Annotated in this window: 13 protein-coding genes and 3 pseudogenes; 7 read left to right on the top strand and 9 right to left on the bottom strand. The window is 68.5% G+C overall.

Features of this window, described 5'->3' with window-relative positions; genetic code table 11:
* Positions 1–10: 10 nt before the first annotated feature.
* Positions 11–1360 (bottom strand): IS4 family transposase, encoded by a 1350-nt coding sequence (locus tag AC5DRG_RS50685; protein WP_491807167.1) that lies wholly within the window; start codon positions 1358–1360, stop codon positions 11–13.
* Positions 1361–1426: 66 nt separating this feature from the next.
* Positions 1427–2107: pseudogene (locus AC5DRG_RS50680) on the bottom strand (ISAzo13 family transposase); the annotation flags it as partial.
* A 16-nt stretch (positions 2108–2123) separates the two neighbouring features.
* Between AC5DRG_RS50680 and AC5DRG_RS50675 the strand changes: the two are divergent.
* Positions 2124–2408: a hypothetical protein gene (locus AC5DRG_RS50675; RefSeq protein WP_491807165.1), complete on the top strand. Its 285-nt coding sequence runs from the start codon at positions 2124–2126 to the stop codon at positions 2406–2408.
* Between the two features lie 27 nt (positions 2409–2435).
* Here the strand turns inward: AC5DRG_RS50675 and AC5DRG_RS50670 are convergent, their stop codons facing one another.
* Positions 2436–2837, bottom strand: coding sequence for a nuclear transport factor 2 family protein (locus AC5DRG_RS50670; protein WP_491807164.1), 402 nt, complete (start codon positions 2835–2837; stop codon positions 2436–2438).
* On the bottom strand, positions 2834–3832 hold the full coding sequence (locus AC5DRG_RS50665) for an NADP-dependent oxidoreductase (RefSeq protein ID WP_491807163.1): 999 nt from the start codon (positions 3830–3832) through the stop codon (positions 2834–2836). Before AC5DRG_RS50665 ends, AC5DRG_RS50670 begins: the two co-directional genes overlap by 4 nt.
* A 122-nt stretch (positions 3833–3954) precedes the next feature.
* On the opposite strand from AC5DRG_RS50665, the gene AC5DRG_RS50660 reads away from it, so the two are divergent.
* Positions 3955–4830 carry a LysR family transcriptional regulator gene (locus tag AC5DRG_RS50660; protein ID WP_491807162.1) on the top strand — a complete coding sequence of 292 codons (876 nt, stop codon included), beginning with the start codon at positions 3955–3957 and terminating at the stop codon, positions 4828–4830.
* Between the two features lie 266 nt (positions 4831–5096).
* On the opposite strand, the gene AC5DRG_RS50655 is transcribed toward AC5DRG_RS50660, so the two are convergent.
* Together AC5DRG_RS50655 and AC5DRG_RS50650 are read right to left on the bottom strand one after the other, a co-directional pair.
* Positions 5097–5936, bottom strand: a complete 840-nt coding sequence (locus tag AC5DRG_RS50655) for an IS5 family transposase (protein ID WP_491807160.1) — start codon at positions 5934–5936, stop codon at positions 5097–5099.
* Positions 5937–6167: 231 nt separating this feature from the next.
* Positions 6168–6419 (bottom strand): annotated as a pseudogene (locus AC5DRG_RS50650) (transposase); the annotation flags it as partial.
* A gap of 138 nt (positions 6420–6557) precedes the next feature.
* Between AC5DRG_RS50650 and AC5DRG_RS50645 the strand changes: the two are divergent.
* From AC5DRG_RS50645 to AC5DRG_RS50625, 5 genes are all read left to right on the top strand, one after another.
* Positions 6558–6731, top strand: coding sequence for a hypothetical protein (locus tag AC5DRG_RS50645; protein ID WP_491807159.1), 174 nt, complete (start codon positions 6558–6560; stop codon positions 6729–6731).
* 341 nt (positions 6732–7072) lie between these two features.
* Positions 7073–8530 carry a hypothetical protein gene (locus tag AC5DRG_RS50640; RefSeq protein WP_491807157.1) on the top strand — a complete coding sequence of 486 codons (1458 nt, stop codon included), beginning with the start codon at positions 7073–7075 and terminating at the stop codon, positions 8528–8530.
* A 348-nt stretch (positions 8531–8878) separates the two neighbouring features.
* Positions 8879–9361, top strand: a complete 483-nt coding sequence (locus AC5DRG_RS50635) for a MarR family winged helix-turn-helix transcriptional regulator (protein ID WP_491807155.1) — start codon at positions 8879–8881, stop codon at positions 9359–9361.
* Entirely contained in the window at positions 9358–10131 is a 774-nt protein-coding gene (locus tag AC5DRG_RS50630; RefSeq protein ID WP_491807153.1) for an SDR family oxidoreductase, read from the top strand. The genes AC5DRG_RS50635 and AC5DRG_RS50630 overlap by 4 nt, the downstream gene beginning before the upstream one ends.
* A 9-nt stretch (positions 10132–10140) precedes the next feature.
* Positions 10141–11400 (top strand): FAD-binding oxidoreductase, encoded by a 1260-nt coding sequence (locus tag AC5DRG_RS50625; protein WP_491807152.1) that lies wholly within the window; start codon positions 10141–10143, stop codon positions 11398–11400.
* Between the two features lie 231 nt (positions 11401–11631).
* Here the strand turns inward: AC5DRG_RS50625 and AC5DRG_RS50620 are convergent.
* The 3 genes and pseudogenes from AC5DRG_RS50620 to AC5DRG_RS50610 form a co-directional block, all read right to left on the bottom strand.
* A pseudogene (locus AC5DRG_RS50620) lies at positions 11632–11831 on the bottom strand (IS5/IS1182 family transposase); the annotation flags it as partial.
* Between the two features lie 107 nt (positions 11832–11938).
* On the bottom strand, positions 11939–12940 hold the full coding sequence (locus tag AC5DRG_RS50615) for a helix-turn-helix transcriptional regulator (protein WP_491807150.1): 1002 nt from the start codon (positions 12938–12940) through the stop codon (positions 11939–11941).
* A 58-nt stretch (positions 12941–12998) separates the two neighbouring features.
* Positions 12999–16667: a S8 family peptidase gene (locus tag AC5DRG_RS50610; protein WP_491807148.1), complete on the bottom strand. Its 3669-nt coding sequence runs from the start codon at positions 16665–16667 to the stop codon at positions 12999–13001.
* Between the last annotated feature and the right edge of the window lie 288 nt (positions 16668–16955).

Here is a 16955-nt window from a genome sequence, read left to right as displayed (position 1 = left end):
CGTTGTTTGACTACTGAATCATCGCCGGTTGCAGCGTGATGATTCTGGCGGACACCTTGCGAACTGGGGTGGGCTGCCAGTCCTTTGGCCGGTAGGAGTACTGGGCGTGTGGCCGTTTCAGGAATCGGTCAGTCTGGCACAGGCGCCTTGGACCGTTGTCGAGTTTCCGGCGGATCTTCACGGCCAGCATGGCCATGAACTTCCTGAGCTTGGACGGTGTGTCGGCATGCTGGCGGATCACGCTGCGACGGGCGTGCTTGAGGACCTTCACGAACGAGATACGGTCCGGATCGATACCGTGGTCCCCGGCGAGCTGGGTGATGACGCTCGTCAGGCAGTGGTGCACGACGAGGTGCGCCCACACTTCCTGTCTGGCCAGCTCCGGATCGGCCGACCGCAGCACAGCCTGCCGACCGCGCTGGAAGGTCTTGATCTGCCGGTACGAAGCCTCCACCTCCCACCTTTCGTGATAAAGGGGCGCTAACTCGGCCGCGGGATAGGCGACCGTGTCGAACAGGTCAGTCAGCAGCCGGATCACCTCGCCGCCGTCGACCTGGTACTCGATCACGCGAACCAGCACACCGCCCGGATGCGTACCCTTCTGCCCGGCAAGATTCATCCGGGCCAGATAGGTGCCGTCGGGCAGACGCCGCACCGGCCGGCGAGCGACGCAGGACCGCGCCCGCAACAGCAGGTGCGCATCAGCACCGGTATATGCCTTCCACAACTCCACTCCGGGAAAGCCCCGGTCCATGATTACGAGCATTCCGGCGGCCGAGGAGGCCATCGCGACGGCCAGGTCGCGCTCGCCGCGATTGAACCCGCCCACCCGCGCGTCGATGGCCGTATGGGTACCGGTCTCGGTCAGCGTCACGGCCCGGATCTGCGGGAACCCTCCGGGTTTGCCGCACCAGCCCCTCGGCCCGCCAACAGCGCGGCGGTTGGCTTCGTTGTCCGGTACGTCCAGCAGGAATCCGTCCACCGCCGCGAGACGCATCCCCCGGTAGAAGGATCCCGCCAGCTCCGCGGGAGCCACCGGCCCGGCCAGGCGGTGGAACAACGTCCGCAGCACATCAGGACCCAACCGTTCCCGAGCCCGGGTGAACGATGCCCTGTTCGGGATGTGCTCGCTCAACTCCGGGATACCGCCGGCCAGATGCTCGGCCACATCGTCGTAGGAGTCCTGGTGGAACAGCGCCAGGGCAAGCGAGAAATAGACCATGAAGCGGGCCGGCAGCGCACCCGGCCTACGGTCGCGTTTACGACACTCCGCCAGGACCTCGTCCACCAGCTCCGGCGTCACCCACCTCGTGACCACTCCCAGCCGCACTCGCTCCGATATCCCCGCCCATGGATGCATACCCAGCACAACGGCCCGACGGCTAACCCGTCACGGAACTGGATGAACCCTCATGCAACGGCATTGGGTGCCCGGCGGGAAGTGACAGACGCTCACCGTGAGGCCCGTCTGGGCGGCGAACGCGGCGAGTTCGGCCTTCCATAGCCGGTAGCGGTAGCTGTTGGACCCTCCGCAGTCCGCGGTGATCAGCAACCGGCCGGCATCCGGGTAGTCAACCCGGCCACGGGCCCGCCACCAGCGGCGGATCGACTCGACGGCGAACACCGAGGTGTCGTGATCGGTGCCGACGTTCACCCAGCCGCTGTCGCGGGCCAGATCGTAGATGCCGAAGGGTATCGCCACCTCGACGTCGGGACCGATGAAGTAGAAGCTGTGGTCCTCCACCTGCACCGGATCCCCGGCGGGGCGCCATTGCCGCCCGGGGGTCGGCAGCTGTCCCAGCTGCTCCTTCTTCTTGGCATCGATGCTGATCACCGGCTGACCGCCGGACTGGCACTCCTTGACCTGTTCGTTGATATAGCGGAACTGCGCGTCCCGATCGGGGTGTTGCTTGCCCTCCAGCGTCTTGGCGCTGACCTGCAGACTGAAACCCTGCCCCTTCAGCAGCCGGCCGACGGTAGGAGCGGAGACCCGATGCCCTTGCCCGGTCAGCTCCTCGGCGAGGTTGCGCAAGGACTTGGTCGTCCAGCGCAGCGGCGACATCGGATCGCCCCGCTCGTCCGGCTCCACCAGCAGGATGGTGAGCGGACTCTTCGGCGAGCCGGTGACCGCGCCGATCACCACTTCCGACGTGATGCGGGACCACTGGTGGAGTGTCGGTATTCGAGAGTTGCAGTATTCGCCCGCAGGGCGAGCAGCCCCGCACCCGGATCACCCCTGCGGCTGCGAGTACGACGACACCCCGACCGTCTGCTCGATCTGCCAGTGGGCAGCCGAACCTGCTGGCGTTCAACAACGCGCCAACCGGCTGACCATCTCCCTACAGAAGGCCGCGCTGTTCGTCGTCGGCCCAATCGGTAACCGGGCGCCGCCGGCAGGCACCCGTTGATCCGCCGGACACACTGCCTAGCCCGCCCTAAAAGGCGTTGTCCAGCGTCAGGGTGAGCTCGGCGATCCGCCACCCAGCGTCGGACCGGCGCAGGCCGAACGTGTAGACCCCGGTCGAGATCATCTGGATGCTCTCGCCGGTGTTCCTCGTCTGCACCAGATAGGCCCGCACCTCAGCGGTGGTGGCGTCCGTCGTCGTGACCACGACATTGGCCAGGTGGTGCCGCATCCTTCCGGTCTGGGCCGTGTGCCCGTCACGGACGAAGTCGAGCACCGCCGCGCGTCCAGCGACCGGGCCGAGCACTCCCTGTCCGGGCATCGTGAAGGTCCAGGTGGTGTCTTCGGTCAGGACCGCTTCCAGCTCGGGCACATTCAGCTCGTCCAGGGCGTGGGCGTAGTTCGCCACCGCCTGCTGGAGTTCGGCGATCACGAGACCACCGTCAGCACGATCTTGCCTTGAAGATGGCCCTGCGCGGCTCGCGTGTGTGCGCTGCCCGCCTCGGGCAGCGGGTAAGTGCTGTCCACCCCGACCTGGAGCTTGCCCTCGTCGAACAGGCGCCCGATCTCGGCGAGCTGGGGGCCGTTGGAACGCACCTGAATGTTCGAGACGGTGATGCCCAGACTCGCCGTCTCTTCCGGGTCGTACTGGGCGAAGAACACCGGAAGCATGGTGCCGCCGCGCTTGAGCACGGTCAGAAAGCGTGAGCTGTCCGGGCCCCCGACGGTGTCGATCACCAGGTCGACACCGCTGACCACGTCCGCGGCCTGCGTCCTGGTGTAGTCGATGAACTCATCGGCGCCGAGCTTGCGCAGGAACTGCTCGTGCCGGCCCGAGGCCACCGCGATTACGTGTGCCCCCTTCCATTTCGCCAACTGCACCGCGAAGTGGCCCACTCCACCGGCGGCCCCGATGACCAGCACGGTCATCCCTGGCGTGATCGGCACCGGCTGGTGCACCTGGCCGGTGAAAGGAGACGGCACGTCGTGGCCGAGATCAACCAGGTACTGCCAGGCCGTAAGCACGGCCATCGGCGCCCCAGCCGCCTGCACGTAGTCGATACCGGCCGGCTTGTGAGCCAGGTCCGAAGCCGGCGCGGCCACGTACTCGGCGTACGTCCGACCGTCGAATCCGGGGAACCGCAGCATGCCGAAGACCTCGTCACCGACGGCGAACCCCAGCACGTCCGGAGCGACCGCCTGAACCACGCCCGACATGTCCGTTCCGGGGATCAGAGGGAACTCCAGAGCCGGCCTCATCTCGGCCGGCATGACCTTCATCCCCTCACGCAGGTACCAGTCCGGCGGGTTGATGCCCGCCGCGTGCACCCGGACGAGCACCTCGCCCGGGCCGATCTCGGGAACCGGCACCTCGTCATACTGCAAAACTTCCGGCCCGCCCGCTTCGTGGAACTGGATCGCCTTCATCGCGCCTGTCGCTTTCCTGGGGAAACGTTGCTCCTTCAGTCAAGGCCCAGGACGGCATGGCCGTCCAAGACCGGTTCGGCAACCTGATCATTCCGAAACGGCATGACACGTACGCTGGAAGGATGAACGATCTCGGACAGGACCTGGAACTGCGGCTGGTGCGCTACTTCACCGTGGTGGCGGCGCACCAGCACTTCGGCCGGGCCGCCGCCGACTTGCACGTGGCCCAGCCGGCGCTGAGCCGCCAGATCCAACGGCTCGAGAAGTATCTCGGCGCACGGCTGCTGGACCGCACACCCCAGGGCACCCGGCTCACTCCGGCCGGCCAGAGATTCCTCCCCCGGGCCCAAGCCCTGCTGCAGGCCGCCCGCCAGGCCGAGCTGGCCGTGCGTGAACAAGCCGAGACCGAACGAATCGCCATCGGCTACGTCGAAGACCTGGTGATCACTGCCGCCGTACGAGAACTGCGCCGTCGTTATCCGGACGCCGAGATCGCCACCCGGTACCTGAGCTGCCGCGACGTCGGGGCGCTGTCCGACAAGCGCGTCGACGCCCTGATCGCGCGGGCTCCGCTGCCGTTCGCCGCCGACGACGTGTTCACCACCCCGCTGTACGAGGAGCCCCGGATGCTCGCGGTCCCGCGTGGCCATCCCTTGGCCGACCGCGCGTCGGTGACCGCGGAAGAACTGGCGGGCGAGGAGGCGGCGCCGTGCGCGTTCGAGACTGCGGACTGGACTTCCTACCGGATCCTCGGGGCCGGCGTGCCGCCGATCGAGAGCTACGAGGACAAGCTCGAACTCGTCGCGAGTGGCAGGGCGATCGCCGTGCTACCGGTCGGCGATCGGCGTAGCTCTCTGCGTCCCGACCTCGTCACCATCCCGATCGAGGACGCTCCCCCCAGCCAGGTCGTCCTGGTCAGCCGCAAGGGCGACCCGAATCCGATGACCAGGAATCTCCGGCTGGCTGCCAAGACCGTCCTGACCGCCCCGGCAGCTTGACCGGCACCAGCCGACCCGCTTGGCGCTGAACTGCACCAAGCGGGGCTCACGCGCGCCGTGTTCGTCGCGCATCTGCCGGTATCGCTCGGGGATACGTTGTGCCGGCTCAGCGTCCGACCCTTTGGAACGGCGATCAAACACGCCGTCTCGACCAGGAACCGTTGCCGTATCGCGTGAGGGTGCAGGCAAGCTTCAGATCCGACCAGGTCAACACGCACGTATTGTTCACTGAGCGTTTGGTCCGGTGATTCGTGCTTGGTCCCGGGTCAGGTTCCGCGCCAGTTCAGGGTGGCTTCGCCGGTGAGTCTGCGGGCCATGGGGTCGATCATCGCGAGCTGGGTCATGGCTTCGGAGCGGTGTGGGTGGCGTTCGTAGTCGCGGGCGAGGCGTCGGTGGTGCATGAGCCAGCCGATGCTGCGCTCGATGGTCCACCGTCTCGGGATGATCGTGAACCCGCGGGCGCCGGGCGGGCGTTGGACGGGGTGGACGTCGATGCCGAGGCGGGCCCCGTGGTCGATGGCGGTGTTGCGATAACCGGCATCGACCCAGGCTTTGCGGATGTGGGGGTGGGCGGCGGCGATGCGGGACAGCAGGGTCACGCCGGCTGCGGTGTCGGAGACGCTGGCGGCGGTGACCAGCACGGTCAGCAGCAGGCCGAGGGTGTCGCAGCCGAGGTGGCGCTTGCGCCCGATGATCCGTTTCCCGGCATCGGTCCCTTGCTCGGCGCGGGGCACATTGGCGGAGGTTTTGATGGTCTGGGAGTCCAGCACGCAGGCCGACGGCTCCGCGCCTCGGCCCTCGGCTTCGCGGACCAGGCGCCGCAGCAGGCCGGTGAGCTGCTCGAAGACGCCGTCTTGTTGCCACTTGGCGAAGTACCCGTACACCGTGGCCCACGGGGCGAAGTCGTGCGGGAGACAGCGCCAGGGGATGCCGGTGCGGTCCACGTACAGGATGGCGTTCATGATCTGGCGCAGGTCGTGTTCGGGCGGTCGGCCGATGGCCAGTGCGCGGGCGCGGCGCTGGTCCCGCCAGGACGTCAGGACGGGCTCGATCAGTTCCCAGCGCGCGTCCGACAGGTCGCTGGGATAGGGGCCGTGCAGAGTCATGTTTGCGAAGTAGCCCGCTGCGGCCGGCCCCGCCAGCGGTCAAAAGGCGGCGCTCGGGGGCGTGTTGGGAGCAGACAGGAGCAGCCGGAACGAAACGATCCCCAGGCGTCGCGGGCGGGTCGACTGCCCCATCAAGCACAGCAGCCCCGGCGTTGCAGGACTCTGGAAACGACACCAACTCGACCGAGACCGGACCAAACGCTCAGTTAGAGGGTGCTTTCTCCCGTTGTTTCATCCCTGGATGCGGCTTTGATCCGGTGATGTCGGGTCGCGCCAGGAGACGGTTGCCTCGCCGGTGAGGCGGCAGGCCATCAGGTCGGACATGACCAGGTGGATCATGGCTTCGGAGCGGGCCGGGAGGGTCTCGTAGTCGCGGGCCAGGCGGCGGCGGAGCATCAGCCAGCCGTACGTCCGCTCGACTGCCCAGCGTTTCGGGATCGGGGTGAACCGCCTGGTCCCGGAGGTGCGGGTGGTGATTTCCATTCGGGGGGTATGTGCCGGGGTGGCAGAACGGCACTCGCGTGCTGCACCGAGGCCATCAGCATCGCGCTGCGGCACACCCCTGTCGGGAAGGTGAACGGTCCACTGCTGGAGAGGGTGCGAGCCGTACACCGAGCGTCGATGGCCGACTATCTCGTCGCCCACCATCGCGAACTCGTCGCCTCTGCAGACGAGTTGGCCGATCCCTTCCGCGAGCACACTCTCCAGGAGCAGTTCGACCAGGTGGGCCGACAGCTACTGCTCACTCTCGGCCTTGAGCTGACCCACCACCGCACAGATCGGCGCCCGGGATGATCCTGGGCCACGCTGAGAGGCGTGCGAGGTGAACGCTTTCGCGATCGCCACGCCGAGCGGGACTCTGGAGATCACAGGCGCGATCCTGCCAGCACCCTGACACCCCACCAGCAGCGAAAACACCCTGGCCTGACATGCCGTCACTGACACCAATCCACTGGCACCAAACCGGCACATCGCACCGGTCTGTTAAGAGGGGAACCTATGACCGCGCGTGGCCGCGCACCACATCTGCAACACAGAATTTCGCATTGCACAACACAGCCGTTCCCGGGGCGAGGAGGACGGATCCGGCAGGGGCCGAGCGGCCGGCCACCGGTGGCCGCTGCCATAGTGCCCGCATGCTTCGACGGTCATGGCTCACCCGACGTCCCGCCGCCGTGACGGGGGCTCTCGCCGCCGTCCTCGCCACGTCCTCGGCGCCCGCGACAGCCGACGGCTCCGGGCAGGTCGCGTTGCGGTTCGAAACCCCGGCGGCCTTCCGCATGTACAACGCCGACGAGGGCAGTTCGGCAGCGAACAGCGACTTCGTCGTGCCTGTCGCCGTCGTGCGCGGCGACGGCGGTGATGCCCGCGACGTCAAGGTCGTGGTGGACACCTCGGGCCTGGCGGGCGTCGCCCGGGCGGGGAAGGGCGGCTACGGCAACTGCACCGGTGCGGGACCGGTGTTCACCTGCGAGTACGGCGATGTGCAAAACGGCGACGGGGAGGCCAACGCGCCCTTCACCTTCCACGGCGTGGACGGCGTGGACCCCGGCGACAGCGGGACGGTGACGTACACGGCCACCGCCGACAACGCGGCCCCGGTCACCGGCACCACCCGTATGACCGTGGGCGGTCCCACGCTGCACACGCCGGAGGAGGAGGGGTCGGTCAAGGATGTGGAGCCGGGGAAGTCCGTGCCGCTGACCCCCAGGTTCGCCAACCACAGCCGGTTCACCGCCGAGCGGGGCGTCGCCCTGCACATCACTTCCCGGGACGGACTGGTGGTGACCTCGCGCCCTCGCAACTGCTCCTTCGACACCGCCTACACCTCGGCGTGGTGCGTGTTCCCCACCAGGGCCGCGCCGGGCACCGCATACCGCACCGGTTCGCCGATCCAGTACACGGCCGGCGCCGGGAAGCTGACGGGCACGCTGTCCTACAGCTGGTCCTCCGAGCCCGAGCGGCCCGACGGCCTCACCGTCCGCGGCACGGGCGCCCCGCTGGCGCTGACCAGGACGGCTGGCCGCGGACTCACGAACGGCAGCACCGACATCCACGTCCGGACGACCGTGCAGGCCGACTACACGCCGGTCACGGCGACCGTTCGGGGCCGGGTCGGCGACACCGTGAAGGTACGGCTCGGGGTGCGCGACCACGGGCCGGGCCGGCCGCTCGACTCCGAGACGCTGGGCGGCTTCGAGGTGGTGATGCCGGAGGGGACCACGGTCACGTCCATCCCCTACACCTTCGAGGACTCGGGCGGAGAGTGGGCGTGCGAGCGGCCGAAGAAGCCAGGCGGGGCGTTGGTGTGCGACATCGGTTACGACGGCTTCTCCGAGGTGCGGCACGAGGGGGGTACGACGGTCATCGACTTCCACGTCCGCATCGACCGGCGGATCCCCGGTGCGCGAGGCACCATCCGCACGCACAACCCGTACGACCGCACGCCCGGGAACGACACCGCCGTCATCCTGCTCGACGCCTCGCCGGCCCTGCCCTACCGGCCGTACCGGGACCCCGTCGTGTGGTTCGCGGTGGCGGTGGCAAGCGTGGTCGGGGTGGCTCTGTACCGGCGCAGGCGGCGCGTGTCCTGACGTGCGGGCGCCTGGAGTGCTCGGCCGGTCGGCGGCTACCTCGCCGTCAGTGCTGTGACCAGATCGTCCAGTACGTCGAAGAGGTCGCGGCCAGGGCCTGTTGGGAACGCGCTGGTCACAGCCACTCATTGAGGACTGCGATCAGCACTGTCGCCTCGTAGCGGACGGCGAGCTTGATGCCCCTGTGAAGTTTCCCCGTGATCTTGGACACTCGATCGTCATGCCGCGAGGGCGTGTTGATACCGCTGCCCGGTCTCGGTCGGGGTGCCTTCCGCCGGCTGGGGGGGGCGAGTCTGGTCGGTCACACCACCTTGCTGACACGTCAGCAATCCGTCTAAGGTTGCTGACATGTCAGATAGGACGACCGCCCAGCAGCGGCGGGTATGGCAGAACTTCCTCGTGCTGAACGAGTCGGTCCGCCGTGAGACGGCGCGCGACCTGTGGGAGACCTCCCAGCTCTCCGAGGCGGACTTCACCGTGCTCGCCCGACTCGCGGCCGCCCCGGACGCCTTGATGCGGTCCACCGAACTGGCCCGGGCGCTCGACTGGGAGACCAGCCGCATGTCGCACCATGTGCGCCGCATGGAGCAGCGAGGTCTGGTCCAACGCTGTCGCGGCACCGACGCGGACGGCCGCGCCGCATTGGTCTCCTTGACCGACGACGGCCTCGCGGCCTACCGGCGCTCGCTCGGTCCGCACTGGCGATCGGTCAAGCGCTGGTTCCTCGACGGCGTCGAGCCCGAGCAGCTCGGCCAGATCGACACGATCCTCCAAACGCTTCTGAACCACCTGCAGCACACACAGGACAACGCCGCGAAGGAGACATCATGACCAGCACGCTTGAGCTCCCGAGCTGGGCACAGCCGGCCACCGACCTGACCGGCAAGACCGTGCTCGTCATCGGCGGGGCGGGCGGCGTCGGTGAGGGGGTCACACACGCCATGCTCCGCGCGGGCGCGACCGTGATCGCCACGGCCCGCACCGAGTCGAAACTCGAGGACCTGGCCACCCGCACGGCACACGCGAACCTCACCACGCACAAGCTCGACCTGACCGGGCACGATCCGGCCCAGACGGTCGCTGCCATCGTGGAGCGGCACGGCCGCCTCGACGGGATCGTCATCTCCACCGCGGACTGGAGCCGTGGCGGCGGCAAGCGGATCATCGACCTCACCGATGCCGAATGGGAGGCGGTGATCGAGCAGAACCAGACCTCCCTCTTCCGTGCCTACCGGCTGCTGGTTCCGGCTCTCACGCCGAGCGGAACGATCATCCACATCAACGGCTTCAGCGCGGAAATCCCGTATCCGCCCCACGGAGTCGGCGCTCTGACCGCGGCGGCCAGCAAGTCGATGACCCGCACCGTCGCCGAGGAGCTGCGCAGGGAGGGACTGCGGGTGTACGAGCTCATCCTCGGCGTCATCCGCACGCGGCCGCGCCAGCTCGCCGGCATCGACAACGAGGGCTGGATCCCGGCCGCCGACGTCGGTACGCACACGGCCGAGCTGGTCGCAGGCAACAGCCCCCTCGCCGACTCGGCGCTGCAGTACTTCGTCACGCGCGATGCGGGTCCGAGCCGCACCGTGCCCGACATGGCGTGAGAGGGCGACATGCTCGACATCATCCGGCCCGACGATCCGCGTTATCCCGACGTCAGACACGTCTACACCGCGACCGGCTCGCCCGCGGCAGTGATCAGACCGCGCTCGGCCGCCGAAGTGGCCGAAGCGCTGCACTGGGCCCGGGAGGCTGGCAGTGCGCTCTCGATCCGCAGCGGCGGGCACGGCATCAGCAGCGCCTCCACCAACGATGGCGGCACTGTCATCGATCTGGGTGAGCTCAGTTCGATCGACCGGATCGCCCCCGGAGGTGACCTGGTCCGCATAGGACCGGGCGCCCGCTGGGGCGATGTGGCCCGGGCACTGCATCCTTGGGGTCTGTCCATCAGCTCAGGCGATTCTGGAGACGTGGGCGTCGGCGGGCTGGCGACGGCCGCCGGCATCGGGCTCATGGGCCGCGCGCACGGCTTGACGATCGACCGCCTCGTCGCGGTCCGGATCGTCACCGCCGACGGCACGATCCGGACCGTGAACGCCGAAGAGGACCCCGACCTGTTCTGGGCAGTGCGCGGTGCCGGCGCGAACATGGGCATCGTCACCTCGATGGACTTCCGCGCCGCGCCGGTACCGGTGGTCGCACACGCCACTGTCCAATACCACGTCAACCACATCGCATCGTTCTTGCGGTCCTGGGGCGAGACCGTCTTGACCGCGCCCCGTGAGATCGGCGCGTTCCTGTACCTGTCCGGCAGGGGTGGCGCCCTGGCGACCGTCGTCTTCGCCGGGGATGACACACAGGCGGCCGAGCGGGCGCTCACCCCCTTCTTTCGGGTCGGCTCCGTCCTCGGCCAGCGGGCGGTGCTGGAGCCCTATGCGGCCGTGGTGGCCCGGACCGGTGCACCACACCGTGGCCAGCAGGGCGCCTACCTCCGCAACGGTTTCGCCGTCCATCTGGACGGCCCGCTCAGTGACCGGCTCGAGGCACTGCTCGGTTCGGTGTTCGGGACGATGGTGCAGATCCGGTCGGTCGGCGGCGCGGTCAACGACGTTCCCGCCGAGGCCACCGCCTTCGCGCACCGGCATCAGAATTTCTCCATCGCCGCGGTTGCCCCTGGCCCCTCCGCGGCCTTCGACACCGCGTGGGAAGCCGTTCGCCCGTCACTGGACGGTCTCTATCTCAGCTTCGAGACAGCGTTCTCGCCGCAGCTGCTGACCGACGCGTTCCCACCGCAGACGCTGCACCGCCTGCGCGAGATCAAACGCAAGGCCGACCCGGACAACCTGTTCAACCAAAACTTCCCGGTCGCGTGAAAGGCAGGAGCCCGCGTGAACACCTCATAGCTCTCCGCACGGGAGCCGGCCCTGCCTGACCTCGGCAACACCAGGCGAAGCAGCAGCACTTGCGTGGCCGCGCTCCCGATACCCCTCCCCCGTGGATGAGCATGCGTGGCGCCACACCCGCCGCGGGGACAAGGGGGCCTCCCCGAGCACTCCGAAGCAATGCTCACCCTCGCGGCAATCACGCTCATGTAAGACCGTGTCCTATGTGGTGAGGTGGACGAGGCGCTTGTAGCAGCAGATAGCCGCGGCTGTCGGCGAGCCCGAGAAATTAGGTAGTTGCGGGGATGACGTTCGTAGCGGGGGATGAGTCTGCGGTAGCCGGACAGCCACGACATCGTCTTCTCAATCACTCACCTGCGACGGCCCAATCGTTCACTGGACTCGATGCCTTTGCGGGGGATTCCTGTGGCCGGGGCGTGCCAATGCACCCTTCGGCCACGCAGTTCATGGAGTGGGGGCCGCGCTCCCGGCCAGGGCGCGGCCCGTCGCCTCAAAGGGTCCGCAACGGCTACACCCAGCCGCGTTGAGAAGCCCGCATCCCCAGCTGGAACCGGCTCGCCGCCCCCAGCCGCTCCTGCAGCTCGCTCACTCGCCGCCGCAGGGTCCGCAGACTCACCCCCAGATGGCGAGCCACCGCCTCGTCCTTCATTCCGGCCGCCAGCAGCCGGGTCAACGTCCTCTCGCTCTCGGAGAGTTCACTGTCGTCCGCCGCCTGGCCCAGCGGAGTCGCCTGCTGCCAGGCCATCTCGAAGAGCTTCTGCAGGGCCTCGGTCACCGCCGAGTGCCAGATCACGACGGCGCAGTAGCCGCCGGCCACGGAGGCGGTCAGCGGCAGCAGCGCCCGGCATCCGTCGACCACCAGCAGCTTGAGCGGCACGGAAGGCAATACCCGGGCCTGCTCGCCGAGTTCGACCATCCTCAAGGCGCGGGACAGGACCTTCGGATCCTCCAGGCCGGTCGACGCGTAGATCCCACGAGAGACGATCCCGCGGTTGAGCAGATCGGCCTGGAGATCCACCTGCGGACCGGCCGGGGCGAGATACGGCGGTGTGTCGAAAAGGCACACCTCGTGCTCTGCGCGCGCGTACATCTCCTCCAGGCGTGCCGCGATGGCGCCCTCGCCGGACGCCACCTCGATCAGCCGGGTCGGCTCCTCGCGCAGCAGCCCCGCCTCGTACGCGGTCGCCATCTCCTCGGCGGTGGCGGCCAGCAGTTCGGACTCCGTCTCGCGCCGCCGGATCAGCGCGCGGATCGCCACCCGGGGGTCGACCGCCCGTAATCCGCCCATGGAGTCCGGTGGTTGCAGGAGCCCGAGCGTGAGAAGCCGGTTGCAGGCCTCGCGGACCCGGGCCGGGGAGGCACCGGTCAGCAGCGCCCAGCCGGCCGCGCCGGCGTCGGGCTGGTTGAGGATGGCCTGGTACAACAGCTCGTCGAACGCGGAGACCCCCACCGCGGCCCAGGGGCTCGCGGCAGGGGTCTCCCTTGCCGTGTCGTATGCCGTGTTCACCATGGCCCGGCACGGTAGACGATCTTTGTTAAGAATTTTCGCAATGTTTGACGGAGGTCGTCTACTTCAGGCCGAACGCCCGTACGACCGTCTGGTCGACCGTGTTGCCGTCCCGGTCGGCGGCCCGTACGCGCAGCGACACGAACCCGGCGCCCTTCTTCGGGTGCTTGAGCTCCGCCTTGCCGTTCTTGACCTTCACTTCCTTCCAGGAGGTGCCGTCGTCGTACGAGACCCAGGCCTTCAGGGAACTGGCGGTGACGCCGCCCGACTGGTTCCGGACGGAGAGGCCGAGCTTCGACGTGTGCCTGGCCTCAGCGCTGTTGAGGAGGTTGAGCCCGGCCACGTCGTAGTCGACCGAGAGCAGCCCGAGTGCCGTCTGCTGGTCCGTGTGCGCCGAGGCGAAGGACCATTCGGTGTGGGTGCCGGTGGAGTACGCCGCCCAGTCGGCCGTGCGCTGTGTGTCGACCACGAGGCGGTACGAGGACTTCGCCGCCGGGACGGTGAAGGCGCCGTAGCCGCCGAGCGCGGTGTCGCCGACCAGCTGGCCGTCCGCGTACAGCTTGCCCTTCGCGGTGTCCAGGACGTTGTCCACCAATCCGTAGTGGCCCGGTGAGGAATCGCTCAACTCCGGGATCCGGAAGGAGAGTTTGTCGCCGGTGCGCTGGGAGAGGCCGTACTGCTGGGCGGTCGCCGGGCGGACGACCTGGCCCAGCCAGTCCTCGTCGGGCTGCTTGCCCGCCTTGTCGAAGGTTCGCACGAGACCCCACTGAGGCTGGGTCGCCTTCCAGTTGGGATAGACGGCGTGCCAGATCCGGGTGTCGGAGACGTTGTAGTACTCGGTGCGCTCCGTGCCGAGCTGTACGTTGGTGCTGGTCGCGATGTCGGCCCCCTGCCAGGGGCGGAACCGGTACACGGCGTCCTTGCCGACATCACCTGCCCGGGCCCCGAGGTAGCGAACCGTCTGCTTCACCGTGGTGGAGCTGTTGAGGTTGTACGTCTGGTTGGCCGAGACGGCCCCCACCTGCGGGAACATCACGTTGTACACGTACGGACTGACCGGAGTGCCGGTCAGCTTCAGCTTGACCTTCTTCCCGCTCTTCAGCAGGGCGCCGAGCTTCGCTCCGTCCTCGCCGGTGGCGAGCATCAGCGGGATGGTCATGCTCTGCACGGAGCCGAGCCAGTACCCGGGCGTCTCCTGGTAGGCGAGGACGTAACCGGCCCCGGCCGCGGTCGCGTTGGTCAGTGCCTCGTCCGCCCTCTTGCCGGCGCCCACGCGGACGACCGCCACCTTGCCCTTGACGTCGAGTCCCTCGAAGTCGGCCGCGGTTCCGGCGCCCGCGTCCACCGCCCGCACCGTGTGATCACCGCTGACCTTCACGGGGAGGCCGCTGTACGTCTGCGCGTAGTCGAGAGGCAGCGCGTACTTCTCCGGGCCGGTGACGCTCGCCGTCAGCTCCTTGGCGTACAGACGGAACTTCGAGGAGAACTCGAACACGCCCTGGGTGACCTTCTCGGTGGGCGCCACATAGACGTGGTCGGTCCACCAGCCCTGGCTGTAGGCCACCCCCAGGCCAGTGCCCGGGCCTTCCCGGTGCCAGGTGGTGGTGAAGCCCCGGAACTCGGAGTCCTCCTTGGTCTTCGGCTTAATCTCGACCGCCTTGCGGGCGTCGAGGACGACCTCGGTGTCCTTGTCGACCTCGATCTCCGGATCACCGACGATCGAGGTGTCGACCTCCAGTCCGGCCGCGTCCCGCGTGGAGATCCAGGACGCCATGGAATACGTACCGGCCGGCACCTTGAAGGTGTAGCCCTTACCGATGAACCCGTAGGTGTCCGCGTACGCGCCGTTCAGCTCCTGCAGCATGAAGAGCGACGCGGACGTGGACGGCTCGCCGTCGCGGCCCAGCAGCGACACCGTCAGGTCGTAGGTCTTCGGCAGCTTCTCGAAGCCGACGGCGGTGGTGACGAGAACGCCGTCGGCACTCGCGGTGATGTGGCCCGTGTACCGGCCCGTCGCCTCCTTGGCCGGGTCGACCGTGACCGCGACGGTGGCGGTGCCCTTCGCCGGGACGGTGACCGTGTCCGCGTTCAGTGCGGCGTCGTGAAGTGACGAGGACACCTTCAACTCCACCGCTTTGTCCGTGGTGTTGGTGTACGTGATGTCCTTGGTGGCGACCTCGGTGTCGGCCTCCTCGTACTTGCCGAAGCTCAGTGCGGGGGTCGCGAAGACGCCCTGGTTCACTGCCCGTACGGCGTCGACGCGGCCGTCGCCCTGCTGGAAGACGTCGGCGTCCGGCATGGTCTTCGCCGTGGTCGCCAGCGCCTGCTTGATCTGCTGGCCCGTCCAGTCGGGGTGGGCCTGGGCGACCAGCGCCGCGGCGCCCGCGACATGCGGGGTGGCCATCGACGTACCGCTGGCCGTCGAGTAGTAGTCGTCGACCGGAGTACTGCCGGCCATGGTGGTGCCGGCGGCGCGGGCCGCGGTGATGGCCACACCCGGCGCGGTGATCTCCGGCTTGACCGCGGAGTCGCCGAGGCGCGGACCGCGGCTGGAGAACGAGGCCAGTTTGTCGGACTTGTCGACGGCGCCGACCGTCAGCGCCGAATCGGCGATGCCCGGGGTGCCCACGGTCTGCTCGGCCGGACCGGAGTTGCCCGCCGCGATCACGAAGAGGGTGCCGGTGGACGCGGACAGCTCGTCGACGGTCTCGCTCAGGATGTCGGAGGGGCCGGTCGCCGTACCGCCCAACGACATGGAGACGATCTTCGCCCCGGAGTGGGCCGCCCAGTCCATGCCCGCGATGATCCACGAGGTCTGGCCGTTGCCGGTGTTGTCGAGCACCTTGCCGACGAACAGATCAGCGCCCGGCGCGACGCCCTTGCGCTTGCCGTCCGAGGCCGCGCCGGAGCCGACGATCGTGGACGCCACATGGGTGCCGTGACCGTGACCGTCCTGCACCGTCTCACCCGGCACGAAGCTCTGCGTCTCGGCGAGCTTCCCCGCCAGATCCGGGTGCCCGGTGTCCACGCCGGTGTCCAGGACCGCGACGTCGACGCCCTTGCCGTCGTAGCCCGACTTCCATACCTCGGGCGCGCCGATCTGCGGCACGCTGACGTCGAGGGACGCCTTCACCTTGCCGTCGAGCCAGATCTTGTCGATGCCCTCGCCGAGCTGCTTCGCGGCCTTCGTGGTGGGTGCGGTGCCGAGCGCGGGAGCGATGTCGGCCCAGAACGAGGTCGACTTCTTCGCGCTCAGCGCTGCCCCGTCGATCGCGGGCAGCTTGAGCCTCCGGCGTGCGCCCTCGGGGGTCGCGCTGCCGCTCTTGTACGTCGCGATCACCGGCGTGGTGCCGGTCTTCGAGTCCGCGTACCCCTGCTTCACCAGCTGGGTGACGTTGAACAGGGCCGGGTCGAGACGGCCCGCCTTCACCAGCGGGATCGCGTCCGTCGGCAGGACACTGACCTCGCCGTCGCGCTCGCTGGACAGGAAGGTGGCCGCCTCACGGCCCTTGCCGCGCTCGACCTCGACGGCGGATTTGCCGTCGGGCCCGGTGGTGACCGAAACCGTGTCGCCGGTGATGAGGGTGACGGTCTGGGTGTCGGTGTGTGGTGCCTGCGTGTTGCCCGGTTGGATGGTCGGGGACACGGGACCTGCCGTCGCGGGCGTGACCGCCCCGGCGAGCAGACCGGCCGCTCCTGCCACGGCCCAAAGGGCGTGGATTCTTCGCATGTGTGGACGTCCTCCCCTGAACGCTGAAACGCCTCCGCCCTCGTGGAGCGGAAGCCAGTGCTCAGAGTGCGTGCAGCGCGCAAAGCGACTCAAGGGATTGCTGTGGCCAGGGAGTGCCAATGCCTTTCTCGGCCAGGAGGGTTGACGGGCGGATAGGGCGTCGGCGGGGCTCGTCCTGTGACGGTGACGGGGTGCGTCGCCGCATCCTCAGTCGCAGCCGGATCACGGCGCGTTGATGGGGCCCGTGGGGCAGATTGGGCGCGGGGGCTGCCGACAACGATTCTTGCT

The organism is Streptomyces sp. JLBG701, assembly GCF_058544905.1.
Note: the sequence above shows the minus strand (reverse complement) of the source record. Positions and strands in the feature narration are given on the sequence as shown.

Bases quoted from the DNA above. Each gene is read 5' to 3' on its own strand.
- AC5DRG_RS50640 (WP_491807157.1), top strand. From the start codon at position 7,073: ATGCTTCGACGGTCATGGCTCACCCGACGTCCCGCCGCCGTGACGGGG.
- AC5DRG_RS50645 (WP_491807159.1), top strand. From the start codon at position 6,558: ATGGCCGACTATCTCGTCGCCCACCATCGCGAACTCGTCGCCTCTGCA.
- AC5DRG_RS50685 (WP_491807167.1), bottom strand. From the start codon at position 1,360: ATGCATCCATGGGCGGGGATATCGGAGCGAGTGCGGCTGGGAGTGGTC.
- AC5DRG_RS50615 (WP_491807150.1), bottom strand. From the start codon at position 12,940: ATGGTGAACACGGCATACGACACGGCAAGGGAGACCCCTGCCGCGAGC.
- AC5DRG_RS50660 (WP_491807162.1), top strand. From the start codon at position 3,955: ATGAACGATCTCGGACAGGACCTGGAACTGCGGCTGGTGCGCTACTTC.
- AC5DRG_RS50635 (WP_491807155.1), top strand. From the start codon at position 8,879: ATGTCAGATAGGACGACCGCCCAGCAGCGGCGGGTATGGCAGAACTTC.
- AC5DRG_RS50625 (WP_491807152.1), top strand. From the start codon at position 10,141: ATGCTCGACATCATCCGGCCCGACGATCCGCGTTATCCCGACGTCAGA.
- AC5DRG_RS50630 (WP_491807153.1), top strand. From the start codon at position 9,358: ATGACCAGCACGCTTGAGCTCCCGAGCTGGGCACAGCCGGCCACCGAC.
- AC5DRG_RS50655 (WP_491807160.1), bottom strand. From the start codon at position 5,936: ATGACTCTGCACGGCCCCTATCCCAGCGACCTGTCGGACGCGCGCTGG.
- AC5DRG_RS50665 (WP_491807163.1), bottom strand. From the start codon at position 3,832: ATGAAGGCGATCCAGTTCCACGAAGCGGGCGGGCCGGAAGTTTTGCAG.
- AC5DRG_RS50610 (WP_491807148.1), bottom strand. From the start codon at position 16,667: ATGCGAAGAATCCACGCCCTTTGGGCCGTGGCAGGAGCGGCCGGTCTG.